Source organism: Rhizobium sp. PRIMUS64 (assembly GCF_023006465.1).
Lineage (GTDB): Bacteria > Pseudomonadota > Alphaproteobacteria > Rhizobiales > Rhizobiaceae > Rhizobium > Rhizobium leguminosarum.
Genome location: NZ_JALBGX010000012.1, coordinates 1 through 25563, shown reverse-complemented (window position 1 = coordinate 25563; position 25563 = coordinate 1). Strand labels below are relative to the sequence as shown.

At 61.5% G+C, this 25563-nt stretch carries 20 protein-coding genes; 8 read left to right on the top strand and 12 right to left on the bottom strand.

The features are described from left to right. Positions 1–136: 136 nt before the first annotated feature. The 8 genes from MOV76_RS07405 (at position 137) to MOV76_RS07370 (ending at position 8200) form a co-directional block, all read left to right on the top strand. A complete protein-coding gene (locus MOV76_RS07405) occupies positions 137–1414 on the top strand; it encodes a polyhydroxyalkanoate depolymerase (protein WP_018244173.1) in 1278 nt (425 codons plus the stop codon). A gap of 145 nt (positions 1415–1559) precedes the next feature. Next, the gene (locus MOV76_RS07400) at positions 1560–1994 is read left to right on the top strand and encodes a DUF2852 domain-containing protein (protein ID WP_017962639.1); all 435 of its coding nucleotides are present in this window, start codon (positions 1560–1562) and stop codon (positions 1992–1994) included. Between the two features lie 107 nt (positions 1995–2101). Next, a complete protein-coding gene (locus tag MOV76_RS07395) occupies positions 2102–2860 on the top strand; it encodes a M48 family metallopeptidase (RefSeq protein WP_130653339.1) in 759 nt (252 codons plus the stop codon). 177 nt (positions 2861–3037) lie between these two features. Further along, the gene (locus MOV76_RS07390; protein WP_027689457.1) at positions 3038–3706 is read left to right on the top strand and encodes a phosphoribosylanthranilate isomerase; all 669 of its coding nucleotides are present in this window, start codon (positions 3038–3040) and stop codon (positions 3704–3706) included. Positions 3707–3708: 2 nt separating this feature from the next. Beyond that, a complete protein-coding gene (gene trpB / locus MOV76_RS07385) occupies positions 3709–4929 on the top strand; it encodes a tryptophan synthase subunit beta (protein WP_003544114.1) in 1221 nt (406 codons plus the stop codon). A gap of 3 nt (positions 4930–4932) precedes the next feature. Beyond that, entirely contained in the window at positions 4933–5772 is an 840-nt protein-coding gene (trpA, locus tag MOV76_RS07380) for a tryptophan synthase subunit alpha (protein WP_018244177.1), read from the top strand. Positions 5773–5914: 142 nt separating this feature from the next. Then, positions 5915–6820, top strand: a complete 906-nt coding sequence (accD, locus tag MOV76_RS07375; RefSeq protein WP_018068910.1) for an acetyl-CoA carboxylase, carboxyltransferase subunit beta — start codon at positions 5915–5917, stop codon at positions 6818–6820. Positions 6821–6847: 27 nt separating this feature from the next. Continuing rightward, on the top strand, positions 6848–8200 hold the full coding sequence (locus MOV76_RS07370) for a folylpolyglutamate synthase/dihydrofolate synthase family protein (protein ID WP_197728276.1): 1353 nt from the start codon (positions 6848–6850) through the stop codon (positions 8198–8200). A 69-nt stretch (positions 8201–8269) separates the two neighbouring features. On the opposite strand, the gene trxA is transcribed toward MOV76_RS07370, so the two are convergent. The 12 genes from trxA to MOV76_RS07310 all read right to left on the bottom strand — a co-directional run. Next, on the bottom strand, positions 8270–8590 hold the full coding sequence (gene trxA / locus MOV76_RS07365) for a thioredoxin (protein ID WP_008528748.1): 321 nt from the start codon (positions 8588–8590) through the stop codon (positions 8270–8272). Between the two features lie 75 nt (positions 8591–8665). After that, complete coding sequence (addA, locus tag MOV76_RS07360; protein ID WP_247264211.1) at positions 8666–12217, bottom strand: double-strand break repair helicase AddA; 3552 nt, start codon at positions 12215–12217, stop codon at positions 8666–8668. Next, positions 12210–15401 (bottom strand): double-strand break repair protein AddB, encoded by a 3192-nt coding sequence (gene addB, locus MOV76_RS07355; protein WP_247264210.1) that lies wholly within the window; start codon positions 15399–15401, stop codon positions 12210–12212. The genes addA and addB overlap by 8 nt, the downstream gene beginning before the upstream one ends. Before the next feature lie 3 nt (positions 15402–15404). Continuing rightward, the gene (locus MOV76_RS07350; RefSeq protein WP_018448424.1) at positions 15405–16136 is read right to left on the bottom strand and encodes a nucleotidyltransferase family protein; all 732 of its coding nucleotides are present in this window, start codon (positions 16134–16136) and stop codon (positions 15405–15407) included. Positions 16137–16149: 13 nt separating this feature from the next. Further along, a complete protein-coding gene (gene tsaE / locus MOV76_RS07345) occupies positions 16150–17667 on the bottom strand; it encodes a tRNA (adenosine(37)-N6)-threonylcarbamoyltransferase complex ATPase subunit type 1 TsaE (protein WP_130769226.1) in 1518 nt (505 codons plus the stop codon). After that, complete coding sequence (locus MOV76_RS07340) at positions 17664–20249, bottom strand: PAS domain-containing sensor histidine kinase (protein WP_183619360.1); 2586 nt, start codon at positions 20247–20249, stop codon at positions 17664–17666. The genes tsaE and MOV76_RS07340 overlap by 4 nt, the downstream gene beginning before the upstream one ends. Before the next feature lie 203 nt (positions 20250–20452). Continuing rightward, complete coding sequence (gene ahcY, locus MOV76_RS07335) at positions 20453–21853, bottom strand: adenosylhomocysteinase (RefSeq protein ID WP_011649859.1); 1401 nt, start codon at positions 21851–21853, stop codon at positions 20453–20455. A gap of 154 nt (positions 21854–22007) precedes the next feature. Then, the gene (locus MOV76_RS07330; protein ID WP_003544133.1) at positions 22008–22283 is read right to left on the bottom strand and encodes an HPr family phosphocarrier protein; all 276 of its coding nucleotides are present in this window, start codon (positions 22281–22283) and stop codon (positions 22008–22010) included. 9 nt (positions 22284–22292) lie between these two features. Next, positions 22293–22694, bottom strand: a complete 402-nt coding sequence (locus MOV76_RS07325) for a PTS sugar transporter subunit IIA (RefSeq protein ID WP_003544139.1) — start codon at positions 22692–22694, stop codon at positions 22293–22295. Between the two features lie 150 nt (positions 22695–22844). Next, entirely contained in the window at positions 22845–23297 is a 453-nt protein-coding gene (locus MOV76_RS07320) for an HPr kinase/phosphorylase (protein WP_247264209.1), read from the bottom strand. Further along, entirely contained in the window at positions 23294–25084 is a 1791-nt protein-coding gene (locus tag MOV76_RS07315; RefSeq protein ID WP_018244185.1) for a sensor histidine kinase, read from the bottom strand. Before MOV76_RS07315 ends, MOV76_RS07320 begins: the two co-directional genes overlap by 4 nt. A gap of 131 nt (positions 25085–25215) precedes the next feature. Then, the coding region (locus tag MOV76_RS07310) for a response regulator transcription factor (RefSeq protein WP_247264208.1) at positions 25216–25563 on the bottom strand (348 nt) is incomplete at its 5' end.

Below are 25563 nucleotides of genomic sequence, written 5' to 3'. Positions count from 1 at the left end.
TTCTTGTGTGGGTTTGGTTCGTCCATGTTGCTGTGCAACAGAAACCTGTTAGTCTGCGTTACGTGCCCGCATTACGGAAAGACTCGATGCCTCTCAATCAGCGTCATCTTTTCGATAGAGAAAGGTGGCGCCTTCCATGTTTTATCAGCTTTATGAATTGAACCATGCCGCCATGGCGCCGTTTCGCGCCGCGGCCGATATCATGCGATTTGCCTATGCCAATCCGCTGAACCCGTTCTCCCATACGCCGTTCGGCCGGACGATGGCGGCAAGCCTCGAAATGTTCGAACGCACGACACGACGCTACGGGAAGCCGGAATTCGGACTGAAGCAGACGACGATTGGTGACCGGACGGTGTCCGTCCGCGAAGAGGTCGTCTGGTCGCGACCCTTCTGCAATCTCCTGCATTTCGCGCGCAGTGTTCCCGCCGCGCGCGGCAATGATCCGCGCATCCTGATCGTCGCGCCGATGTCCGGCCACTATGCCACGCTGCTGCGCGGCACGGTCGAGGCGCTGCTGCCGAGTGCGGATATCTACATCACCGACTGGATCGACGCCCGCATGGTGCCGATGACGGAAGGCACGTTCGATTTCGACGATTACGTCGACTATGTCATCGAGATGCTGCATTTCCTCGGTCACGACACGCATGTCATCGCCGTCTGTCAGCCTTCTGTTCCGGTGCTGGCAGCCGCTGCGGTGATGGAAGAAGCCAGGGATCCGCTTTCGCCGGCGTCGATGACGCTGATGGGCGGCCCGATCGACACGCGCATCAACCCGACGGCAGTCAATAAGCTCGCCCAGGAGCGATCGCTGCAGTGGTTCTCCGACAATGTCATCATGAACGTACCCTGGCCGCAGCCGGGCTTCATGCGCCCGGTCTATCCGGGTTTCCTGCAGCTCTCGGGCTTCATGTCGATGAATCTTGATCGCCACCTCGTCGCGCACAAGGAATTCTTCATGCATCTCGTGAAGAACGACGGCGAGCCGGAAAGACATCGCGATTTCTACGACGAATATCTCGCCGTCATGGATCTGACCGCCGAATTCTATCTGCAGACGGTGGAGGAGGTCTTCATCAAGCATTCACTGCCGAAGGGCGAACTGATGCATCGCGGCAAACGCGTTGATCCGGCGGCAATTCGCAACGTGGCGCTTCTGACCGTCGAAGGTGAGAATGACGATATCTCCGGGGTCGGCCAGACAAAGGCGGCTCAGACCATCTGCGTGAACATTCCCGAAGATATGCGCATGCACTATCTTCAGCCGGATGTCGGCCATTATGGTGTTTTCAATGGTTCGCGTTTCCGCCGCGAGATCGCGCCGCGCATCATCGATTTCGTCCGACAGCATTCGCGTTCTGCCATTAAGCCTCCGGTCCCGCGTGTCATCAAGGGCGGCCGGGCGGGCTGAATCAGGGATAGCTGAATTAGCGAAACGGATTCAAGGCCTTGTCCGATTTCGCGGGCAATCGTCTTGAAGGCGGTTATTGCGGTAACCACATCGATTTCAGCGTTCGGTATTCTGCCGGGCGCGGAAAGCGAGGGATACCCGCACGATGAACCAGTCAGCATTGCTTCGACCGGATTGGACTCCGGCTACCATTGCCCTGATGATTCTCGGCTTCATGGTTTTCTGGCCTCTGGGTCTTGCCATGCTTGCCTACATCATCTTCGGCGACCGTCTGCGCGGCTTCAAGCGTGACGTCAACCAGGCGACCGATGGCTTCTTTGCCTCCTGCCGCCGCCCGCATGGCCGTCACCGCCCGCACTTCTCGACCGGCAACGTCGCCTTTGACGACTGGCGCAAGGCCGAACTCGACCGGATGGAGGAAGAGCGCCGCAAGCTTGACGAAATGCGCGAGGAATTCGACTCCTATCTGCGTGAGCTCCGCCGCGCCAAGGATCAGGAAGAGTTCGACCGTTTCATGCGCGACCGCAGGAACGCCAAGCGCGATGATAACGGCCCGGTCGCTGAATACCAGACGCCGTAAACACCTGAACGATGAATTGATGACCGGCATCTCGCGATGCCGGTTTTTCCATGTCCGCCCTTCCGACGATCATTTAGATCTGCCGGCGAATCGTATAGAAAACACGCATGTTCTCGCTTCTGAAAACAAGGTCGAAGGCGCGAAAGCCGGCTCCGCCCGAAATGCGGACGCTCGACGTCGCTGGCCGGCTCATGCCGCTGACGATCAAGCAGCATGACCGGGCGACACGCATCACGCTGCGCATCGAACCGGGTGGCCGCGCCTTGAAGATGACGGTGCCGAAAGGCCTTGCGGTGCGTGAGGTTAATGCCTTCCTCGATCGTCACCAGGGTTGGCTCCTCACCAAGCTTGCGAAGTTTTCGACCGATGCCGGCCTGCGTGACGGCGCCGAAATCCTTGTTCGCGGCGTTTCCCATCGCATTCAGCATAGCGGCAGCTTGCGCGGGCTGACCGAGGCGGTGTCCATAGATGGCAGGGCGGTGCTGCGCGTCAGCGGCATGCCGGAACATGTCGGACGGCGCATTGCGGCCTTTCTCAAGAAGGAGGCGCGCGCCGATCTCGCAAGACTGGCGACGATGCATGCCGCAACGATCCGGGCGCCGATCCGCTCGATCTCGATGAAGGATACACGCAGCCGGTGGGGCTCGTGCTCGTCGGAAGGAAATCTGAGCTTTTCCTGGCGTATTGTCATGGCGCCACCTTCGGTGATCGATTATCTCGCCGCCCATGAGGTCGCCCATCTCAAGGAAATGAACCACGGTCCGCACTTCTGGGCCCTCTGCCGTAAGCTTTGCCCCGGTATGGAGGAGGCGAAGTCCTGGCTCAAACGGCATGGAAGCCAGCTGCATGCCATCGATTTCGACTAGCGCACAACCCGAAAATCGGAATCGATTTTTCGGAAAGGATTATGCGCAGATTTAAAGTGATAGAGCGTCCCTAGCGCGTCGTTTGGACGCGCGGCGCTCTAGCCGAGAGCCGCGCTAAATTCAGTGTCCGTCGCAAATTGGCTCGACTCTTTCCGCATTTCGTGTCACTTCGCTGCCATGAGACCGGATATCAAGATCTGTGGCTTGAAGACGCCCGACGCAGTCGATCGCGCGCTGAAACGCGGCGCGACCCATATCGGTTTTATCTTCTTCGAAAAGAGCCCGCGCTATATCGAGCCGGACCTGGCGGCAAAGCTTGCCGAACCTGCGCGTGGCAAGGCGAAAATCGTCGCCGTCGTCGTCGATCCGACCAATGACGAACTCGACGAGATCGTGTCGTTGTTGAAGCCGGATATGCTACAGCTTCACGGCAACGAGAGCCCCGAACATGTGCTGACCATAAAGGCGGTCTATGGTCTGCCCGTGATGAAGGCCTTTTCGGTCCGCACGGCAGACGACCTGAAGCGCGTCGAGGCCTATATCGGCATCGCCGACCGTTTCCTCTTTGACGCCAAAGCGCCGAAGGGTTCGGAACTGCCTGGCGGCAACGGTATTTCCTTCGATTGGAGCCTTCTCAGCTGGCTTGACGGCAACGTCGACTACATGCTTTCCGGCGGGCTGAACAAGGACAATGTCGCAGAAGCGCTTTTCATCACCAAGGCACCGGGTATCGACGTCTCGTCGGGAGTCGAAACTGCGCCTGGCGTGAAGAGCGTCGCGAAGATCGATGAATTTTTTGACGCGGTCGAAAAGGCGAATGCGCCGATGATGGCCTCAGGGAGTTGAGAGTGAACGAGACGCCTAAACCGAATTCCTTCCGTTCCGGCCCCGATGAAGATGGCCGTTTCGGCATTTATGGCGGTCGTTTCGTCGCCGAAACATTGATGCCGCTGATCCTTGATCTGCAGGACGAGTGGAACAGGGCAAAGAACGATCCGGCATTCCAGGCCGAATTGAAGCATCTCGGCGCGCATTATATCGGCCGCCCGAGCCCGCTCTATTTCGCCGAGCGGCTGACGGCCGAACTCGGCGGCGCGAAGATCTATTTTAAGCGCGAGGAGCTGAACCATACCGGCTCGCACAAGATCAACAACTGCATCGGCCAGATCCTGCTCGCCAAGCGCATGGGCAAGACCCGCATCATCGCCGAAACCGGTGCCGGCCAGCACGGCGTCGCCTCCGCAACCGTTGCCGCCCGCTTTGGCCTTCCCTGCGTCGTCTATATGGGCGCCACCGATGTCGAGCGTCAGGCGCCGAACGTTTTCCGCATGAAGCTGCTCGGCGCGGAGGTCAAACCGGTCACGGCAGGCAGCGGCACGCTGAAGGACGCCATGAACGAGGCGCTTCGCGACTGGGTCACCAATGTCGAGGATACCTATTACCTGATCGGAACGGCAGCCGGTCCGCATCCCTATCCGGAGATGGTCCGCGATTTCCAGTCGGTGATCGGTATCGAAGCGAAAGAGCAGATGCTGGCAGCCGAAGGCCGCTTGCCGGATCTCGTCATCGCTGCCGTCGGCGGCGGCTCGAACGCCATCGGCATTTTCCATCCTTTCCTGGATGATCCCTCTGTGAAGATCGTCGGCGTCGAAGCCGGCGGCAAGGGTCTGCAGGGCGACGAACATTGCGCCTCGATCACCGCCGGTTCGCCCGGCGTGCTTCACGGCAACCGCACCTATCTGCTTCAGGATGGTGACGGTCAGATCAAGGAAGGCCATTCGATTTCGGCCGGTCTCGATTATCCCGGCATCGGTCCCGAACATTCCTGGCTGAACGATACCGGCCGTGTCGACTATGTGCCGATCATGGACCACGAAGCGCTCGAGGCTTTCCAGACCCTGACCCGCCTCGAAGGCATCATCCCGGCGCTCGAACCCTCGCATGCCATTGCCGAGGTGATCAAACGCGCACCGACGATGGGCAAGGACGAGATCATCCTGATGAACCTCTCCGGCCGCGGCGACAAGGATATCTTCACCGTCGGCAAGATTCTGGGAATGGGACTGTAAGACATGACCGCACGCATGGACAAACGCTTTGCCGAGCTGAAGGCCGAGGGCCGTCCGGCGCTTGTGACCTATTTCATGGGCGGCGATCCCGATTACGACACCTCGCTCGGCATCATGAAGGCGCTGCCGGAGGCGGGCTCCGACATCATCGAGCTCGGCATGCCTTTTTCCGATCCGATGGCCGACGGCCCGGCGATCCAGCTGGCCGGCCAGCGCGCCTTGAAAGGCGGCCAGACGCTGAAGAAGACGCTGCAGCTGGCGGCCGATTTCCGCAAAACCAACGATGCGACGCCGATCGTGATGATGGGTTACTACAACCCGATCTATATTTATGGCGTCGAGAAATTCCTCGATGACGCGCTCGCCGCCGGCATCGATGGCCTGATCGTCGTCGACCTGCCGCCCGAGATGGATGACGAACTCTGCATTCCGGCCATCCGCAAAGGGATCAATTTCATCCGCCTGGCGACGCCGACGACCGATGAGAAGCGCCTGCCGAAGGTACTGAAGAACACCTCCGGCTTCGTCTACTACGTCTCGATGAACGGCATCACCGGTTCGGCGCTGCCTGATCCGTCGCTGGTTTCGGGCGCTGTCGCCCGCATCAAGCAGCATACCAGCCTGCCCGTCTGCGTCGGCTTTGGCGTCAAGACGGCGGAACATGCAAAGGTCATTGGCGGTTCGGCCGACGGCGTCGTCGTCGGCACCGCGATCGTCAATCAGGTCGCGACCAGCTTGACGAATGACGGAAAGGCAACGGCGGATACGGTTCAGGCCGTTGCCACGCTGGTGCGCGGCCTTTCCACGGGAACACGTTCGGCGCGCCTTGTTGCTGCCGAATAGTTTGCCCACATTGGCGTTAAAGCATGTCGCGCAAAGGTGTGCAGCGGTTTTGCCAACGACATGCGGGAAACCAAAGACCTAGAAGCGTGGCAGGCAAATCTGAAAGATCGCGACGCGCTTTAGTCAATCAGGAGTATTCGAGTTGAACTGGATCACCAACTACGTTCGCCCGCGGATCAATTCCATGCTGGGCCGTCGCGAAGTGCCGGAGAACCTCTGGATCAAGTGCCCGGAAACGGGCGAGATGGTCTTCCACAAGGACCTCGAAGGCAACAAATGGGTCATTCCAGCGTCCGGTTATCACATGAAGATGCCGGCCAAGGCCCGGCTGGCCGATCTTTTCGACAATGGCGAGTTCGAATCGCTGCCGCAGCCGAAGGTCGCGCAGGACCCGCTGAAGTTCCGCGATTCGAAGAAATACAGCGATCGCCTGCGCGACAGCCGCCTGAAGACCGAACAGGAGGATACGATCCTCGCCGGTGTCGGAAAGGTGCAGGGACTGAAACTCGTGGCCGTCGTGCATGAATTCAACTTTATCGGTGGTTCGCTCGGCATGGCCGCCGGCGAGGCGATCGTTAAGGCTTTCGAGCGTGCGACGTCTGAAAAGTGCCCGCTGGTGATGTTCCCCGCTTCCGGCGGCGCGCGCATGCAGGAAGGCATCCTGTCGCTGATGCAGTTGCCGCGCACGACGGTTGCCGTCGACATGCTCAAGGAATCCGGCCAGCCCTATATCGTCGTGCTGACCAATCCGACGACCGGTGGCGTCACGGCCTCCTATGCCATGCTTGGCGATATTCATCTGGCAGAACCCGGCGCCGAAATCGGCTTTGCCGGCAAGCGCGTGATCGAGCAGACGTTGCGTGAAAAACTGCCCGAAGGCTTCCAGACCTCCGAATATCTGTTGGAGCATGGTATGGTCGATATGGTCGTTAAACGTCACGATATTCCGGAAACGCTGGCGCGCCTCTTGAAGATCCTGACGAAGAAGCCGGTTTCTGCGGCGAACGACATGAATGGCGGCGCGATTGCTCTGGCGGCGAGCGCCTGATAACCGACAAGCAGGCGGGGTGCTGAATTGATACCCAGAGGCCAAACCGCGGTGAGTGAGGCAGCACAGGAGATCGACAAGCTTATGGGATTGCATCCCAAGGGCTTTGATCTGTCTCTCGATCGCATCACTCGTCTTCTCGATGTGCTCGGCAATCCGCACAGGAAGCTGCCGCCGGTGATCCATGTCGCCGGCACCAATGGCAAGGGGTCTGTCACCGCCTTCTGCCGCGCCCTGCTCGAAGCCGGCGGCTACAGCGCCCATGTCCACACCTCGCCGCATCTCGTCAATTGGCACGAGCGTTATCGCATTGGCGTCAAGGGTGGACGCGGGCAGCTTGTGGACGACGCCGTTTTTGCCGAGGCCGTGCGTCGCGTGGCCGATGCCAATGCAGGACAACACATTACCGTCTTCGAAATCCTGACAGCGGTCACCTTCATCCTGTTTTCCGAACATCCGGCCGATGCCGCGATCATCGAAGTCGGTCTCGGCGGCCGGTTCGACGCCACGAATGTCATTTCCGATCCGGGCGTCTCGGTCATCATGCCGATTTCGCTGGATCACCAGCCCTATCTCGGCGACAGGGTCGAGCTGATCGCAGCCGAAAAGGCCGGCATCATGAAGCCGGGATTTCCCGTTGTCATCGGTCATCAGGAATATGACGCAGCACTCGACGTGCTGATGTCGACGGCCGAGCGGCTGCATTGCCCGAGCGCGGTCTTCGGGCAGGATTTCATGGCGCATGAGGAATATGGCCGGCTCGTCTACCAGGACGAATTCGGTCTTGCCGACCTGCCGCTGCCGCGCCTTCCCGGCCGGCATCAATATGCCAATGCCGCCGCCGCCATTCGTGCCGTCAAGGCGGCGGGTTTCACGGTCACCGAGACGATGATGGAAAAGGCGATGAGTTCGGTCGAATGGCCGGGCCGGCTGCAGCGTCTGAGCGAGGGCCGGCTGCTGTCGCATGCGCCCGCCGGCGCCGAGATCTGGATCGATGGCGGACACAATCCCGGTGCAGGCGAGGTGATCGCCGAAGCCATGGCCAATTTCGAGGAACGCCAGTCTCGGCCGCTTTTCCTGATTACCGGCATGATCAACACCAAGGATCCGGTCGGCTATTTCAAGGCCTTTACCGGCCTGGTCGAGAAGGTTTTCTGCGTGCCGATCCGCGGCAGCGAAGCGATGATCGACCCGGTGATATTGTCCAATGCCGCTTATGATGCCGGTTTGGTTGCCGAACCGATGTTGACGGTCGGCGATGCGCTGGAAGCAATAAGAGCCGTTCTCGATCCAGAGGCTTTGCCGCCGCGCATCTTGGTCGGCGGCTCTCTCTATCTCGTCGGCGATGTCCTTGCCGACAACGGCACGCCCCCGAAATGAAGGCGGTAAGATGAAAAAAGCCCGGTCGAACCGGGCTTTTTCATTGTGATACAAATTGAGAGATATCAATCAGGCAGCGTTCGAAATCCAGTTCGAAAGGGCCGTCTTCGGCTTTGCGCCAACCGAGATATCGGCAACTTCGCCGCCCTTGAAGATTGCAAGCGTCGGAATGGAGCGCACACCGAACTGTGCAGCGAGTTCCGGGTTCTCATCGATATTCAGCTTGGCCACCTTGACCTTGCCTTCCATCTCGACGGCGATTTCCTCGAGGCTCGGAGCAATCATCTTGCACGGGCCGCACCATTCAGCCCAGAAATCGACGACGACGGGTTCTGCGGATTCCAGAACTTCCGACTGGAAGTTATTGATATCGACTTTCACGGTAGCCATGGGCTGCTCCTTTAACCGAATTGGGTGTTGAACCACATGTGATGGTGCGGTGCCGAATTTTCAATGTCCGGTATTTCACTTTGTCTTGACCGCTGCAAGCGCCAAACCGAGCGCCTTTTCGCTTAGTGTGAAGAGCGAGGCGTTCTCGGTATAGACAAGCATGCAATCGATACGCTTCTCAGGATAGAGCGGCGCCAGGATCTCGCGATAGATCGCCAGCTGCGCCCGGTGCGCGAAGGGGATGGTCTCTTCTGTTGTCGGCGGCACCCGATTGGTCTTGTAGTCGAGAATGACGACGCGATCGGCAAGGACGGCAAGCCGGTCGATACGGCCGGAGACAGCATAGCGCCGGTCCTCGAGCGTCAATGTTCCCATGATCGAGACCTCTGGCTGGGCCTGCGCACCGAGGACGGCCTGCAGACCTTCCTCGTCCAATAGTTTCAAAACTGAATCGACAAGCTTGCGCCGTTCCGCTTCCGGCCAGAATCGCGCCGCTCGTTCGGCATAGCGGCTTGCCGCATCAGGCCGTTCGGCAAGTGGAATTTCGGGAAGCGCCTGCAGCATGCGATGGATCAGCCTGCCCTTCTCCAGTGAGCGATCGCTGCGCTCCTTCTCGCCGAACAGCGGCGAAATGACCAGCAGACTGCCTTCATCTTCATCGACGATCGTCCCGGCACCGGAAGGGCTGAGCGGCCGAGGCAGCTCAGCCTGCGGCGGCAATGGCCGCAACAGGCCGTCCGGCAAGGTTTCCTCGCTGTCGCGCTCTTCGTTGCGATCGGTACGCTCGAAGCTTCGTTCTACCCGCGGCACGCGCCATTTGATGCCCGGCCATTGCCCATCGGGGCCGGAGAATGTGGTCGCCTCCACATGCGGATGGTCGTCGTGCAGCGCCGTCGAAGTCATCATATGCCAGGTGTCGTTGTTCACACGCACGCCACGATAGCCGCAGACGACCAGCCGGTCGGCGGCGCGTGTCATGGCGACATAGAGCAGCCGGCGATATTCTTCTTCCGCCAGCATCTGGATACGCGCCGCATCGTCCTGGGTCAGCGAATTGGCGAGATCGGAGACAGGAACCCAGACGGGCATCGGCGGCTCGTAGGGGCCGGTCTCGATCAGGCGAAGCTTCGGCAGATGGGTATGGGTGAAGGCCTTCGAACCGCCGTCGACGAGGAAAACGATCGGTGCTTCAAGACCCTTGGAGGCATGCACCGTCATGATCCGCACCTCGTTGCGCCCCTTATCCTGCTCGCGTTTCATCACGGGTGCTTCGAGCTCCAGCGTCGAGATGAAGGATTGCAGACCGGGAAGGCCGGAGCTCTCGTGGTCGAGCGTGAAGGTCAGGAATTCGTCGAGAATATCGCTGACCTCGGTGCCGAGACGGGCAAGGAATTGCCGCCGCCCGCCATAGCTACCCAGCACGCGCGCATAGAAATCATGGACCGACAGGCTCCTGGATTGCCGGAGAAACAGTTCCAGCCTCTCAACGGCAGCACGGAAACGTTCGGTGCCGTCGGCGGCGAAGCTTTTGAGATGGCTCCAGACGCTCTGATTGTCGCCGCGCAATGCGGCGATCGCAAAGATGTCGTCTTCGGAGAGATCGAAAAGCGGACTCTTGAGCACGGCGGCGAGCGACAGGTCGTCTTCCGGCAGAAGCAGGAATCGGCCGAGCGCCAGCAGATCCTGCACGGCGATGTGGCTGGTCAGCACCAGCCTGTCCGCGCCGGCGACCGGAATATCGCCGCGGCGTTTCAGCGCCCGCGTCAACGCATTGACAAAGGCGTCGCGCTTGCGCACCAGCACCAGGATGTCGCCGGCCTCGATCAGGCGCTCCTTGCCTTTGTCGACGATCGTTTCGCGGCCGACGAGCGTGCCGATCGAATGAGCGATCCGCCGCGCGAGGATTGCGGCCGGCGCGCTTTCCGGCGTCGCGTCGAAGGGCGCCGTCCAGTCTTCCTCCTTCACCACGGCTTCCGGCGCGACCATCTCCCAGAGGTCGACAGCGCCGGGATGTCCGATGCGGCTGGAACGATGCACGACCGGTTCGCCGAGCGCGCTCAGGCCGCGCGCGTTGTCGGGTGCCTTGAAAATGTGGTCGACGGCCTCGAGCACGTCGGCAGTCGAGCGGAAGGAGAGCGGAAGCCGCACCGAGGAAAAGCTCTGCCCGCTGTCGGAAACGCGCCGCCGCGTCCGGTCGCTCTCCTCGGAAAAACGCTCAGGCCGCGCCCCCTGGAAGGAATAGATCGACTGCTTTTCGTCGCCGACGGCAAAGAGCGTACGCACGATCGGCCGGGCGCTTTCGCCGGAGAAAAAATCTTCGGCGAGCGACTGGATGACGCTCCACTGGATCGGGCTGGTATCCTGCGCCTCGTCGACGAGGATATGATCGATACCCCGATCGAGCTTGTAGTGGATCCACGGACCGACGCCACTTTTCGTCAGCAGCTCGGCGGTGCGGGTGATCAGGTCCTCAAAGTCGAGCTGGCTGCGTTGCTTCTTCAGCTCTTCATAGTCGTGGTTCAGTCGGTCGGCGAGCACGAGCGCTGCATGTGTGGCGCCGTACATCCGCATCAGTTTCAGCCGGTCGCGGCTTGCTGCGACATGCGCGCGGGCAATGGCGATGGCGCCCGCCAGCTGCGGTGCCTCGGCAAGCATGGCTTTGACGAAGAATTGCGAGTCCGCCTTGGGCTCGCCCTTCACGGTCAGAAAGATTTTCTCGAGAAACTCAGCGCGCCTTGCCTCATCGCGCTCCCGCCCGGCGAGCCTGAGGCCGTAGGCAACCTCCTGCGCCTTCGCACCGCCCTTCTGGTCGGCAAGCGAGAGATAAAGCTCCAGCGTGCCGCCCGAAAGCTCCGGCAAAGGCCAATATTGCGCTGCGATCCGGCTTTCGGTATCGCCATCGGCGAGACCCAGCCTCTTGCGCAGGACCTTCTCCACACCGCCCTGTTGTCCAGCCGTCACCGTGAAACGACGAATGGCGTTGCGGTTGGCGACGATGTCGCCGAGCAGGTTCTCCAGTCCGGATTCGTCGCCGAGATTGAGCACGTAAGCGAATGCCTCGGCAAGGGCGCTGTCTTCGTCAGGCGCTGTTGCCGTCAGCAGCGCCCGGCGCGCATCGGAAAGCAGTGCCACCGCCGCGCGATCGTCAAGAACCGAGAAATGTCCGGCAACGTTAGCCTCCAGCGGGAACTGATGCAGCAGCGCCTCGCAAAAGGCATGGATCGTCTGGATCTTCAGTCCGCCGGGTGTCTCCAGCGCCTTGGCAAACAGCCGGCGAGCTTCGGCGAGCTTCAGTCCGTCGGGAGCCGTACCCTCGATCTGCGTTATCCGCCGGCCGAGGTCTTCATCGTCAAGCACCACCCATTCCGCCAGCCGTTCGAAGACGCGATTCGACATTTCGGACGCCGCGGCCTTGGTATAGGTGAGGCATAAAATGGCGGAAGGCCGCGCACCGGCAAGCAGCAGCCGGATGACGCGCTGTGTCAGGACATGCGTCTTGCCGGAACCGGCATTGGCCGAGACCCATGCCGAACGCAGCGGATCAGAGGCAATCGCCTGCTGGATCGTCGTCCAGCCGATCCAGGCGCCCGGATCGTCGTCGTTGGGAAGGGTGGTCACATCACTCATCACCGCCCTCTTCGGTTTCGGCCGTTGACCATTCGGAGACGCGGGCAAGATGATCGTAGTCGCCGCCGAAATCGAATTGCTGGGCCGGGATCAGCCGGGAGGTAAAACCCCTTTCGTTGGATTGCAGCAACCCCACGAATTTGACCAGCTGATCGATCGATTCGGCCGCGAGATCCATCGCCGATTTCGCCTTGTCGCTGCGGGCAGAGCTCTCGTTGTTGACCGTATCGACCTGGAAGCGGCTACCTGGACGCAGACGCACATAGAGAAGGTCCTGCGGCACGAGGCTGCCGGCATCGCGGAAGGCGCCGGCGATCAAGGCGGCCGCTTCGAGCGCAAGCTGCGGATCGAGAAGCACGCGTGCCTGTGCCGGCGAGGGATTGTAGCCGGTCTTGTAGTCGATGATATCGGCGGCGTTCGGTCCGGTGACGTCGATCCGGTCTGCGACACCGGTGAGGCGGATATTGATCGCCTCCAGCTCCATGCCGCCCCGCACTTCCGTCAGCGTTTTCCGGATGCCATGTCGCCGTCCGGCCTCCCATTCGAGGAAGACGCCGGCCACCGCGCGAAAGCGCGGCCGCCACACGGCATCGATATGCGGCGGCAGCTGCTCCATGTCGAAAAGCTCGGAAAGGATGCGCTCCATGGCCGCTGCCGCATCCGGCGTGCCGGCGATGTGAGCCTCGCGAATGAACCGGTCGATGATCTTGTGGTAGAGCGTTCCGCGTTCGGCGGCCCCTGGATCGCGATTGAACGGGTCGACGGGGTCGAGCCGCAGCACACGGCGGGCATAGATGGCATAGGGATCACGGCGCAGCCGGCCGACTTCGCTGAAGGAATAGGATTTTGGTTGCAGGGCCAGCGGCGGTTTCGGCGAAGGTCGCAGCGCCGGCGCCTGACCATCTCCCCGATCGATGAGACCGGCCCATTGGAGAAACCAGTTGCCGCGTCCCTTCAATTCCGCTTCGAACGCCTCTCCCCCGAGCGCCAGCAGCCGCTGCAGCCAACGCGAGGCGACGGTCGGCGTCGAACCTTGGCGCAGCGCGCGCGCATAGATCAGATGGCGCGTGCCGTTTGCCATCTCGAAATCATGCGCCAGCTGGCCGATGCGCCGCTCCGGCGGCTCCAGGCCGATCTCCGTCTTCATCATTCGTGGAATGAAGGGATTGTTGGCGGTCTGCCCCGGCCAGGTGCCTTCGTTCAGGCCGCCGAGTATCAACGTATCGACGCTCTGCAGTCGGGCTTCCAGCGTGCCGAAGATGAAGAGCCTGGGATGGCTGAGCGCCCGCGGCTTCACCGCATGACCGGCGGCAAGGGCTGCCATGATGTCGATCCATTGCGGCCCGTCGGCCTCCATCTGGCCGTCCGTGTCGATCACTTCACCGAGCAGGGCAGCGAGTGCATCTCCTGCTTCACCAGACCAGAGATCGGCGAGATTGCCTTGCGGATCGACCGCGACCGCCTCAAGCGAACGGCCGGTGCGCTCCGCCCATTCGGACAATGTGAAGCGCACTGTTCTTTCGCGATCTTCCGGCCGGTGCCGGATCAGCGCCGAAGCCAGCGGCTCGGTCGCTTGTGCGACCCGCCGGGCGAGGCCGTATGCGCCGTCGGCGGCCTCAGGCGAAAGCGCTTTTCGCCATTGCGGCGCATGCCTATCCAGGGCCTGTTCGGCAAGTTGGTGAGTGAGCAGCGGTTCCAGCGTGCTGATATCAACCTCTGCCACGCCGCCGCGCAGCGCCAGCAGCTCGAGCGCCTCGGTAGCGGAAATCAAGGCGTCGCGTTCCAGACCGAAGCGGGCAAGCGGATGTTTGAGCAGCGAGATGATCGCCACTGGATCGCCCGGCCGCAGCGCTGCCTCCAGCAACAATTGCAGCAAGGTGCCCTGCGGCATGGCCGAAAGTGGCGTGCCCGCCGAATCATCGGCGAGGATGCCGAAGCGGGAAAGCTCGGCCATCACCCGCCGCGCGAGATTGCGGTCCGGAGTGATGAGTGCTGCCCGGCTTTCGCCATCCTGTCCAGGTCTTTCCAACGCCAGCCGGAGTGCGATGGCAATTGCGGTTGCTTCCTCGCGCTCATTGGCGGCTTCGATCAGCGAGACATCAGAGAAGGCCGAAGATAGCGCACCTGCCGGCAGGTCGTTTTTCCACGCCCCCCAGTCGCTGGTCGCCTCCGCCGGCGCAAGTGCTCGCGACAGGATTTCGGCGCGCCGGTCGAGATCGGCCTCCGGCCTATCGAGGAGCGTGACGTCGGCCCGCGTCAGCTTCAGCCGCTTGAGCAGCGACGACAGACCATATTGCGAGTGGCTCCGGCTTGCCGGATTGGCATGCTGGCCGGGCGTCGGTTCCGGCGCGACCATCTGCCAGTGCCTTTCGGGCATGGAGAGATCGAGACCGGGAAGCACGATCACGCCTTCAGGCAGATGGGCGACGGCGGCGATGAGATCGGCGGTGGCGGGAACGGAACCCGTCGAACCGGCGATGATGATCGGTCCGGCCGGTTTCGTCGCCGAAAGCCTGCTTGCTTCGGCCCGGAGAATGGCGTTTCTGTGCCGTGCCGGCGAGGATTTGCCGAGTTCAGACAGCCGCTCCGGCCAGAATGCGCTGGCGATCTGCAGAAATTCCGCCGTCAACTGCCACCAGGCGGCATAGTCGCCGGTGTCGAGTTTCGACAGTTCCGCCCAGTCGAGATCCTCGGTCTCGATGGAATCGATCAGCTCCGCAAGGTTGCGGGCGAGCCAGATGGCATCCGCCGGACTTGCCGGCGCAACGAGCGGCGAGTCCGAATGAATGTGGCGGACGATCTCCGGCAGCTTGTTTCGCCAGGCAAGGATCAGGCGCGCCAGCTCCAGCAGACGGGCGGTATTCGACAGCGGCTGGGCGAGATCGATCGTTGCCGGCAGCACCTCGTCGAAATAGCCGCTATCGTCGTCGGTTTCGCCGAGTGGACGGATGACCGGCAGGATGGCTGAGCGGCCGCCGAGCAGGTCGACGAATTCCGAGCGCAGCACACGCACGGCGCGCCGGGTCGGCAGGTAGATCGTCACCTTGGCGAGCGACAGCGGATCATCGGCCTCGTGCCGGAAAAGCGGCGTCAGTCGGCCATCGCAAAGCGTCGTCCCCAGCATTTTCAGGAAGGGGAGGCCCGCCGGGATTGTCAGGATGCGTGGCTGGTGCCGCTCTGCCATGGCTCAGGCAAACGCCCGCAACCTGCGGATCGTTTCCTCCGCCTCGCCGATTGCCTCCGGCGTTCCCACAGTCAGCCAATGGCCTTCGAGCACCATGCCGAAAAGCCGTCCGCGCGCGATCGCCTTGTCGAAATAGATATTGAGGTTGAAGGCATCCTTCGGTGCATCGTCGAGCAGCGACGGGTTCATGACGATCGCTCCGGCGTAGACAACGGGATTGGACGGATCGTCGCGATAACGCGTCAGCCGGCCATCGGTTGCGAGGCTGAAGTCATTCTTGCCGTTGTGACCTGTCGTATCCTCGATCCCAACGCAAAGCAGCGCCATGTCCATGCGTTCACTATCGAAGAATCCGGCTAAGCGTTGCAGGTTGGTCGGTCGCCCCGGCTGCTCGCCGATCCAAAAGAGATCGGCATTCATGACGAAGACATTGTTGCGGTTAAGTAATGTCAGGCCCTTCGCCAGCCCGCCGCCGGAATTCATCAGAGCGTCCTGCTCGTCGGAAATGATGATGTCGAGGCCGCGGTAGTTCCTGAGATGGTCGAGCATCTGATCGGCGAAGTGGTGGACGTTGACGACGGCCCGTTCGACGCCGGCCGCCACCAGTGAATCCAGCGCGTAGTCGATCATCGGCTTGCCGTCGATCTTCACCAGCGGCTTCGGGATCGTATCGGTGATCGGGCGCATGCGGGTTCCGAGACCCGCGGCCAGTACCATGGCTTGTCTGATGGTCATTCTGATCCGGAACTTATGATTCGCTCTGGCCTATTCCAGCCCTTGTGCACCAATCGCGCAAGGGGGCAAGCGTTTCATGCTCTAGCGCGACGTTCAGATAGGCAAGCGTGCGCGGCATGTGTTTCAGATAGCCCGGCTTGCCGTCGCGCTGCAACAGGCGCACCCAGAGACCGGCAAGCTTGCAATTGCGCTGCGCCGACATGATTGCCCAGGCCCTCATGAAGCCGGCTTCGTCGAAACCGCCCTGTGCGCGGCGAAGCCCCAGATAATCATCCATCAGTTGCCGGAAGAGGCCCGGCTCGATCGTTACGCGCGCATCCTGGACGATCGAGGCGAGATCATAAGCCGTGGGGCCGATCATGGCGTCCTGGAAGTCGATGAGGCCGATCCGTTCGACGCCCTTCGCATGCGGTCTCCAGATGATATTCGGCGAGTGGAAGTCGCGCAGCAGCAGGTTCTTCTCGGCCGTTGCGAGTTCGTCGATGAGTGTATCCCAGATCGCCAGATAATCCGCGCGTTCGGCTTCGGTTGCGGGTGCGCCCTGGCGCTTCCAGGGCAGGTGCCAGTCGAGCACCAGCCGCACCTCCATCTTCATCGCCGTACGGTCGAAATCAGGAATATGATGGACATGCCTCTTTCCAACTGGGATGTCGTGCGGAAATTTCAGAGCGTGCAGTCTGGCCAGGCAGGCAACGCTTTCGCGATAGCGTTCGATAATAGGCTGTCCATGGGCGTCCAGCACGCCGTCACTGCCGAGATCTTCGATCAGCAGGATACCCTTGTTATAATCCACCTTGTAGACTTCGGGCGCCGCAAAGCCGTCCTTGCGCAGCGCATCGGCGATCGCCACGAAGGGATAGGCGTTTTCGGCAAGATGCGCGACTTTGGGATAGGGTTTACCGTCGAGAACCGGCGGGCCTTCTGCAAGAGGCGGCCAGTCCATCAGGATGATGCGCTGGTTCTCGGCCTTCGGATAGATCGCCTCATAGGCGCGCAGCGAGGCATCGCCGGTCAGGAAGCGGCGTTTCGCTTCGGGGTAACCTGCAGCGTCAAGGAAATCGCGGATCGCCAGGACACGGCGGATGCGTGTAATTTGCGCGCCCGCGGCTCTGATTGTCGCCCGCCGGCCGTTGCCCTCATGTTCCAGCGTCAGCGCGATGCGCTGAACGGGCAGTTCGCTCTCCGCCATCTCCGGCCATTCGACGAGACAGATGCCGTTCTGCAGAGCCTCGTCGAAGCCGAGTTCGGTCAGTTCGGCGGGATCGCCGAGCCGGTAGAGATCGAAATGCGAAATGGGGATGCGCAGATCGTAGGACTGGACCAGCGTGAAGGTCGGGCTCGGGACCTCGAGCTCTTCATCATCGGCCATGGCGCGCAGGATCGCCCGGGCGAGCGAGGATTTCCCCGCGCCGAGATCGCCGGAAAGGGCAAGGCAATCGCCGGCCTTCAGGGCCAGTGCCAGATCTTCGCCGAGGCGGATGGTAGCCGCCTCGTCTTTCAGGAAAAGCGAGATCGCATGGCTGGTCGTCATTCGGCGGCGGCGGAATGCGGTACATCGACCGAGGGGATACGGCAGACGACGGTCGTGCCCTTGCCCGGCTCGCTGTCGATCGTCACGTCGCCATGATGCAAACTGACGAAGCTGTCGACGATCGAGAGGCCGAGGCCGGCGCCGCCGCGTTTGCCGCTTTTAGCCCCCGTGGCAAAACGGTCGAAGACGGTCGCGATCATATCAGGTGAGATGCCGGGGCCGCGATCGCTGACGGAGAAGACGAAATCCGTGCCTTCGCGATGGCATTCCAGCGAGATCGAGGTGCCTTCGGGCGAGAAATTCGCCGCATTGGAAAGAAGCTTCAGAAGGATCTGCTTCAGCCGCTGCGGATCGGCAATGATCGAGCCGAGATAGGCGGGTGCGGTGATTTCAAGCGCCACGCCGCTTTCGTGCAGGCGATCGGCGATCTGCATCGAGACGTCGTCGAGCAGGTCGTTGAGATCGATATCCGCATAGTTGAGGCGCATGATGCCGGCGTCGACGGTCGCAAGGTCGAGGATATCGTTGACGAGCGTCAAGAGAACCGAGGACGAGGTCGAGATGTGGTCGATATATTCGGCCTGCCGTTCGTTCAGCGGCCCGACACCCGGCGTGCGCAGGAGATCGGTGAAACCGATGATATTGGTTAGTGGCGAACGCAGTTCATAGGAAACGTGCTGGACGAAGTCGTTCTTCAGCTCGTCGGCCTTGCGCAGTGCTTCGTTCTTCTCGGTCAGCGCGCGCTCGGCGCGCACGCTGTCCGTCATGTTGACGAAGGTCAGCATGGTCTGCGCGTTGGGCAGCGGAATGACGGCGTAGTCGAGCACGAGGCCGGAGAAGAGTTCCAGCGTTCCCTGACCCGAGCGGCGTTCGTCGTCGAAGCTGGTGATCAGCTCCGCGAAGGTCTTCCAGCCATCCGGCCGGTCATAGGACGGCGCGCAGGCCTCGCCCAGCGCACGGATATGGGTGCCGGGCTGGGCTTCGGTTTCGGTGATTCCCCAGAGCGCGCGGAAGGCCGGGTTCGAAAGGCGGATGCGTCCATCAGGGCCGAACACCGCCACACCTTCGGAAAGATGGTCGATCGTTTCGCCCTGCACCTTGACCAGCGTGTTGTAGCGCGTTTCGAGATCGACCTGCTCGGTCAGGTTTTCGAACACCCAGGTGGCGCCGCCCTGCGGATGGGCGGTTGCAAAGACGCGCAACGTCTGTCCGTTCGGCAGGTGCCAGAGATCGGATTGCGTGTCGAGCGCGCGATAAACGGAAAGTGCGGCTTCCTTCCAGCTTTTCCAGTTGAGCTGGTCCGGCAGCTTCTTGGCCGCCCGCAGCCGCTCGAGCAGCTCGCTATTGTCAGGTCGGCCTTCGAGGAAGGCGATATCCAGCTCCCAGAGCGCGACGAAGGCCTGGTTGTAGAATTGCAGCCGGCGGTCGCCGTCGAAGATGGCAACCGGCGTGGCGAGATGGTCGAGCGTTTCGGCATGGCTCTTCAGCGTCCGTTCCAGCTCGGCGCGCACTGCCTCTATGTCGGACACATCGATCGCGATGCCGGCCGAGCCACCGGGAACCCTGACGTCGACGACGTCGAAGAAGGTGCGGTTGCCGTGAACGACCGTCGAAATCTTGTCGTGGAAGGGCGATTCCGGCGTCGTCGTCGCGCGAATGCGTTCGCGCGCCACGGTCGTCAGCATCTCGCGGCCTTCATTGATCGCCTGCTGCGGCGATCGCGCCTCGACCGCCTCGCCATAAGCCTGGTTGACCCAGGTGAGGCGGCCCACCGGGTCACGCTGCCAGGCCGGCATGTCGATCGCGTCGAGCATGGTCTGGAAGGCCGAGATCGAGGTCATCAGCCGGTCGCGCTCGATCCTGAGCTCTGCGAGCTCGGCGCGCAGATTGTTGAGCGCCACGAAACGGACGAAGGCCCGCCCGCCGGAAACCCGGCCCTGCGCCTCGAGGATTTCGTCGCGGATGGTTTCGACCACCATGTCGAAGCTCTGCGCCTCGTCGCGCAGCCGGTCGATCGCCTTTTCCAGCTCGGAAGCCGAACGTGACTTCAGCCACAGCCCGAAGGCCAGGAATTCGCCGTCCTGCGGCGCGCCGGTCTCAGGTGGAAGTTGGCCGAGCAGTTCGGGGCGCGCATTGCCGTCCCAGATGACGATCCGCCGGTTCTTGTCGGCGATCAGAGCCTGGTATTGCGAAATACGCTGCTGGGCATCGGAGAGCGCCGAGCGGATTTCCCGGCTCTCGTTTTCCAGGTTGCCGCGCTGGCGCACGAGCCACAGCGTCGACAGCAGTGCTGCCGATATGACACCGATGACGACGGAAACACCGATCACCTGCGAGGATGTGAAGAGGTGAGCCGAAGCCGCCGCCTGCTGCTCCGCCTGCGCCAGAGCCGGCCGCGCCAGCGCGGCAAGCGCCGTGCCGGCAGCGCAGCGTTTAAGAAAGCGCGCCAATGGTCCGTGCTCTTGCTTTGCGGCCTCGTGTGCCGTTGCAGATTTATATCCTTGGCCTGCCATAGGCGGGCGGCGATCGGCGCGAGCGCCATCATCCGCCTGACCGGGCAGGCTGCTTTTCATTTCCGACATCCTCGGTATGTCTCCGTCCTTCAATGTGCCGCATTACGACAAGACATCCCATTTTCGCAGCGGTCGGACAGAGTCCGGCGCCACGAATCAAGTCTTAAAACAATACTTCGGAAGGGAATCGGCGGGAAGGGAGCGTCCAAAAAATAAGCCGCGACATTTGTCAATGCCGCGGCTTCTACATCTTGTGGATATTAACGATCAGATCAATATCTGTAGTGGTCGGACTTGAACGGCCCCTTCGGCGAGACGCCGATATAGGCAGCCTGTTCCTCAGAAAGCTCAGTCAGCTTCACGCCGAGCTTGTCGAGATGCAGGCGTGCGACCTTTTCATCGAGATGCTTCGGCAGGATATAGACCTGGTTGGAATACTGGTCGGGCTTGGTGAAGAGCTCGATTTGCGCCAGCGTCTGGTTGGTAAACGAAGCCGACATCACGAAGGACGGATGGCCGGTGGCGTTGCCGAGGTTGAGCAGACGGCCTTCGGAAAGAAGGATGATGCGGTTGCCCTTGGGGAATTCGATCAGGTCGACCTGTGGCTTGACGTTGGTCCACTTGAGATTGCGCAATGCAGCGACTTCGATTTCGTTGTCGAAGTGACCGATATTGCCGACGATGGCCATATCCTTCATCGCCCGCATATGGTCGATCCGGATGACGTCCTTGTTGCCGGTGGTGGTGATGAAGATATCGGCCGAGGAAACGACGTCCTCGAGCAGAACGACTTCATAACCGTCCATCGCAGCCTGCAATGCGCAGATCGGATCGGCTTCGGTCACCTTGACGCGGGCGCCGGCGCCGGAGAGCGAAGCGGCAGAACCCTTGCCGACGTCGCCGTATCCGCAAACGACCGCAACCTTGCCGGCCATCATGACGTCGGTGCCGCGGCGGATGCCGTCGACCAGCGATTCCTTGCAGCCATACTTGTTGTCGAACTTCGACTTGGTAACCGAGTCGTTGACGTTGATCGCCGGGAAGGGCAGCAGGCCCTTCTGGCTGAGCTGGTAAAGTCGGTTGACGCCGGTCGTCGTTTCCTCGGTGACGCCCTTGATCGCGTCGCGCTGCTTGGTGAACCAGCCCGGGGAAGCGGCGAGGCGCTTCTTGATCTGTGCGAAGAGGATTTCCTCTTCTTCGGAATGCGGGTGAGACAGCACGTCCTCGCCGGCCTCGGCGCGGGCGCCAAGCAGGATGTACATGGTGGCATCGCCGCCGTCATCGAGGATCATGTTGGAAAGGCCGCCATCGGCCCACTGGAAGATCTTGTCGGTGTAGACCCAGTAATCCTCGAGCGATTCGCCCTTGATGGCGAAGACAGGCACGCCGGAAGCGGCGATCGCGGCAGCGGCATGATCCTGCGTCGAGAAGATGTTGCACGAGGCCCAGCGGACTTCGGCGCCGAGCGCGACCAGCGTTTCGATGAGCACGGCCGTCTGGATGGTCATGTGCAGCGAGCCGGTGATGCGCGCGCCCTTCAGCGGCTTAGTCTGGCCGAATTCGGTGCGGCAGGACATCAGCCCCGGCATTTCCGTTTCGGCGATCGTAATTTCCTTGCGGCCGAAATCCGCAAGCCCGATATCGGCGACGACATAATCTTTTTCAGTGCTCATAGAGGCCTCCAGGCTGAAAACGTCTCAAAATTGGCGCAGGCGCGAAGATGACCGCGTGCAAGCGCACGGCATGTCCGCCGTTTAGCAGGCTTCGCCCGGGATGGCAATAAGGATATAAAGAAGTCTTTATATGTTTATATGAGCTCGCCGGCGCTCACATTTCTTCGCCGAACCTATTCTGGATCAGTTGGTCCAGCGCCTCCAGCGCTTCCTCGGCCTGGCTGCCGCTCGCCGAGACGACGACGCTCGAGCCGGGGCTTGCCGCAAGCATCATCAGTCCCATGATGGAGGTGCCGCCGACCGTCATCCCGTCCTTGGAAACGGTGATGGCGGCATCGAAGGTCTCGACCATCTGCACGAATTTGGCGGAAGCGCGCGCGTGAAGACCGCGCTTGTTGATAATGAGGAGTTCCCGGGAGAGCGATGTCATGAAGGCTCGTTATTTTCCGCTGAGCACACGGCTTGCGACATTGATATATTTCCGCCCGGCTTCGGAAGCCTCCACCAGCGCCTTCTCCATGTTGTTCTCGCCGCGCACGCCGGCAAGCTTGATCAACATCGGCAGGTTGACGCCGGCAATGACTTCGGTATGGCCGCTGCTCATGACTGATATGGCAAGATTGGACGGCGTGCCGCCGAACATGTCGGTCAGGATGACGACGCCATGGCCATCATCGGCACCGGAAACGGCTTCCAGAATATCCTGCCGTCTCTGGTCCATGTCGTCTTCGGGGCCAATACAGACCGTCTCGATAAATTTCTGAGGACCGACGACGTGCTCGACAGCATGACGAAACTCTTCAGCCAGCTTGCCATGAGTGACAAGCACAAGTCCGATCATGATATTACTGCTCCCATAGACGCAAACGGTGGACCCAATATCGCAATGCAGCAATTACGTCCACCGGTGGGGGCACATCTTGGCTATGAAAAGCCGAAGTGCAAGATAAAAATGCGACTATATAAGGCAGATTGACCAATCCGGAAGGCCCTAGCGCCCGATATCCGGCACTTTTGCCATCAGGATCGCAAGGGGTGAGGAAACGCCTGCGAGCAACCGCAATGCGGGAAGCGACAAACCGGCGGCAAGGCTCACCATTTCGCCCTCGGGAGGCACCCGGTTTTCGCCGGTGGCACTGCCCGGAAGCACGGCATAATGCATGGCCGCCCTGGGAATATGCTCCTGATGAACGATACCGGTGCCACGAAGCTCCATCAGCCCGGTGATCGACGGCGGGCACGCGGCAATCACCGCGCCGGCCTCTCCTGAGAGAAGAACTTGGTCGTCGGCGACCAGCGCCGTGAACAGGCCGAGGCGGCGCGCCTCCGTCATGCAGGTGAAGGCCAGCATTGATTTGCCCGAGCCGGAAGGCCCGCTGAACAGCAGTCCCGTCTTGCCGACCACGATCGCGGTCGCATGGATGTTGAAAGTTGCCTCGGTCATGCCGCGGTGCCGACTGGCAAAGAGAGGATGAAGCGCGCGCCGAGCACATGCCCGCCTTCGGCATCGGTGATGTTTTCAGCTCTCAGCGAACCGCCATGCGCTTCGGCAATCTGCCGGCTGATCGAAAGGCCGAGACCTGAATTCTGGCCGAAGCCTTCCGATTCCGGCCGGTCCGTATAGAAGCGCTCGAAGATACGGTCGATATTTTCCGCCTGGATGCCGGGGCCGTTGTCTTCGATAGTGGTGACGCAGCGCGAACGCGTCCGCACCAGCCGCACGGTAATCTTGCCGCCCTTTTCCGGCACGAAAGAGCGGGCATTCTCGATCAGGTTGGCGATGATCTGGCCGATGCGCAGATCGTGGCCATTGACGACGAAGCGCGTCTTGATGTTCGGCTTGCGCTCGATCGCATATTCGATCTCCACCTGCTTCTTGCTGCTCCTGACCTGGCGCGAAACCTCGATGAGGTCACGCAGCAGCACTTCCATATCGACGGAGCCGGCATCGACGCGTGCGAGTTCGGCATCGAGACGGGAGGCGTCTGAGATATCGCTGATCAGCCGGTCGAGGCGGCGGACATCGTGCTGGATGACGTCCATAAGCCGCTTCTTGGAATCGTCGGATCGGGCAAGCGGCAGCGTTTCCACAGCGCTTCGCAGCGAGGTCAGCGGATTCTTGAGCTCGTGGCTGACATCGGCCGCGAAACTCTCGATCGCATCGATGCGGTCGTAGAGCGCCGTCGTCATCTCGCGCAACGCGATGGAAAGGTTGCCGATTTCGTCCTGGCGGGCGGAGAAGTCGGGGATCTCCTCGCGTGCCTTGGCCCCCCGGCGCACGCGGATGGCGGCCGCCGAAAGACGGCGCAGCGGATTGGCGATCGTCGATGAAAGCACCAGCGAAAGCAGCACGTTGACGAGAGTCGCGACGCCGAAGACGCGCATGATGGCAAGCCGCTCGGCATGGACGATATTATCGATGTCGCCCGCCTGCGTCGACAGCAGCAAAACGCCGAGCACGGCACGGAAACGCTGGATCGGCACGGCGACGGAAACGATGAGCTCGCCTTTCTCGGTGGTACGCACGACCGCGCCGCGCACGCCGGTGAGCGCATTCATCACCTCGGGATAAATCGAGCCGTCGCCGCCCGGCGCTTCCTTATAGAGCGGCAGATTGCCGGGCTGCAGCGCCTTGTTGAACAGGGTGGCGAACCACTCGCTCCAGGTCTGTTTCTCCTCTTCGACAGGCGGCAGGTCGAAGCGCAGCACCTGGCCGCGCGAATAGAGATGGCGCGAATCGAGCAGCAGATTGGCGTCGGCATCGAAGATGCGGGCGCGCGTGCGCGTCGGAGAAATCAGCCGGCGCAGGACGGGCGCGACCTTCTCGGGATCGATCGGGAATTCGAGATCCTCGTCATTCGGCACCGGGGTGATGCTCTGGCCGGCCTGCAACTCGAGCAGTTTCTGCGGATCGATGGTGATCGAGTTGGTATCGACCGAAGCGGAGGCCGAAACGGCGCCGGCAATGATCTCGCCCTGCGTCAGCAGGCTCTCGACGCGGGCGTCGATCAGCCCCTCGCGGAACTGGTTGAGGTAGAGGATGCCGCCGACGAGCACCAGCAGTGCGGCAAGATTGAAGAACAGGATGCGCCGCGTCAGGCTCGAAAAGACGGCATTGCCGAAGATGCGGCGGATCAGGGTGAAGGGATGCGACCAACGCCGGCCTCGGACGCGACGGGTGCTTACGCCCTCCGCATCGTCCAGATCCCTTTCCTGCACCAACTGTGCCAATGACAGGCCCTTTCGAAGGGCGGGGCCGGATGAACCGGCCCGCAGCCCTTAATATTTCCTACAGCGCCGCGCGTCTTTTCAGACGCGCAAAGGACGCTGTAACATTTTGACTGCTGCTGCGCCGCTTGGGCTCAGGCTGCTTCGCGGAAGCGGTATCCCACTCCGTAAAGTGTTTCAATCATATCAAAGTCGGTGTCGACCATCTTGAATTTCTTGCGCAGCCGCTTGATGTGGCTGTCGATGGTTCGGTCGTCGACGTAGACCTGTTCGTCATAGGCCGCGTCCATCAGCGCGTCGCGGCTTTTGACGACGCCGGGGCGCTGCGCCAGCGAATGCAGGATCAGGAATTCGGTCACCGTCAGCGTCACCGCCTCGCCCTTCCAGGTGCAGGTGTGGCGTTCCTGGTCCATGACCAGCTGACCGCGCTCCAGCGAGCGGGCCTGCTGCACCGCGCCGGTCTTCGGCGCGCCGGTGGGGCT

What these genes read in the sequence shown, in the direction of transcription:
- MOV76_RS07350 (WP_018448424.1), bottom strand. Translation starts at nt 16,136, where the DNA reads ATGACCATCAGACAAGCCATGGTACTGGCCGCGGGTCTCGGAACCCGC.
- addB (WP_247264210.1), bottom strand. Translation starts at nt 15,401, where the DNA reads ATGGCAGAGCGGCACCAGCCACGCATCCTGACAATCCCGGCGGGCCTC.
- MOV76_RS07320 (WP_247264209.1), bottom strand. Translation starts at nt 23,297, where the DNA reads ATGACCGAGGCAACTTTCAACATCCATGCGACCGCGATCGTGGTCGGC.
- tsaE (WP_130769226.1), bottom strand. Translation starts at nt 17,667, where the DNA reads ATGACGACCAGCCATGCGATCTCGCTTTTCCTGAAAGACGAGGCGGCT.
- ahcY (WP_011649859.1), bottom strand. Translation starts at nt 21,853, where the DNA reads ATGAGCACTGAAAAAGATTATGTCGTCGCCGATATCGGGCTTGCGGAT.
- trxA (WP_008528748.1), bottom strand. Translation starts at nt 8,590, where the DNA reads ATGGCTACCGTGAAAGTCGATATCAATAACTTCCAGTCGGAAGTTCTG.
- MOV76_RS07390 (WP_027689457.1), top strand. Translation starts at nt 3,038, where the DNA reads ATGAGACCGGATATCAAGATCTGTGGCTTGAAGACGCCCGACGCAGTC.
- trpA (WP_018244177.1), top strand. Translation starts at nt 4,933, where the DNA reads ATGACCGCACGCATGGACAAACGCTTTGCCGAGCTGAAGGCCGAGGGC.
- MOV76_RS07340 (WP_183619360.1), bottom strand. Translation starts at nt 20,249, where the DNA reads ATGTCGGAAATGAAAAGCAGCCTGCCCGGTCAGGCGGATGATGGCGCT.
- MOV76_RS07400 (WP_017962639.1), top strand. Translation starts at nt 1,560, where the DNA reads ATGAACCAGTCAGCATTGCTTCGACCGGATTGGACTCCGGCTACCATT.
- MOV76_RS07325 (WP_003544139.1), bottom strand. Translation starts at nt 22,694, where the DNA reads ATGATCGGACTTGTGCTTGTCACTCATGGCAAGCTGGCTGAAGAGTTT.
- MOV76_RS07330 (WP_003544133.1), bottom strand. Translation starts at nt 22,283, where the DNA reads ATGACATCGCTCTCCCGGGAACTCCTCATTATCAACAAGCGCGGTCTT.
- addA (WP_247264211.1), bottom strand. Translation starts at nt 12,217, where the DNA reads ATGAGTGATGTGACCACCCTTCCCAACGACGACGATCCGGGCGCCTGG.
- MOV76_RS07395 (WP_130653339.1), top strand. Translation starts at nt 2,102, where the DNA reads ATGTTCTCGCTTCTGAAAACAAGGTCGAAGGCGCGAAAGCCGGCTCCG.
- MOV76_RS07405 (WP_018244173.1), top strand. Translation starts at nt 137, where the DNA reads ATGTTTTATCAGCTTTATGAATTGAACCATGCCGCCATGGCGCCGTTT.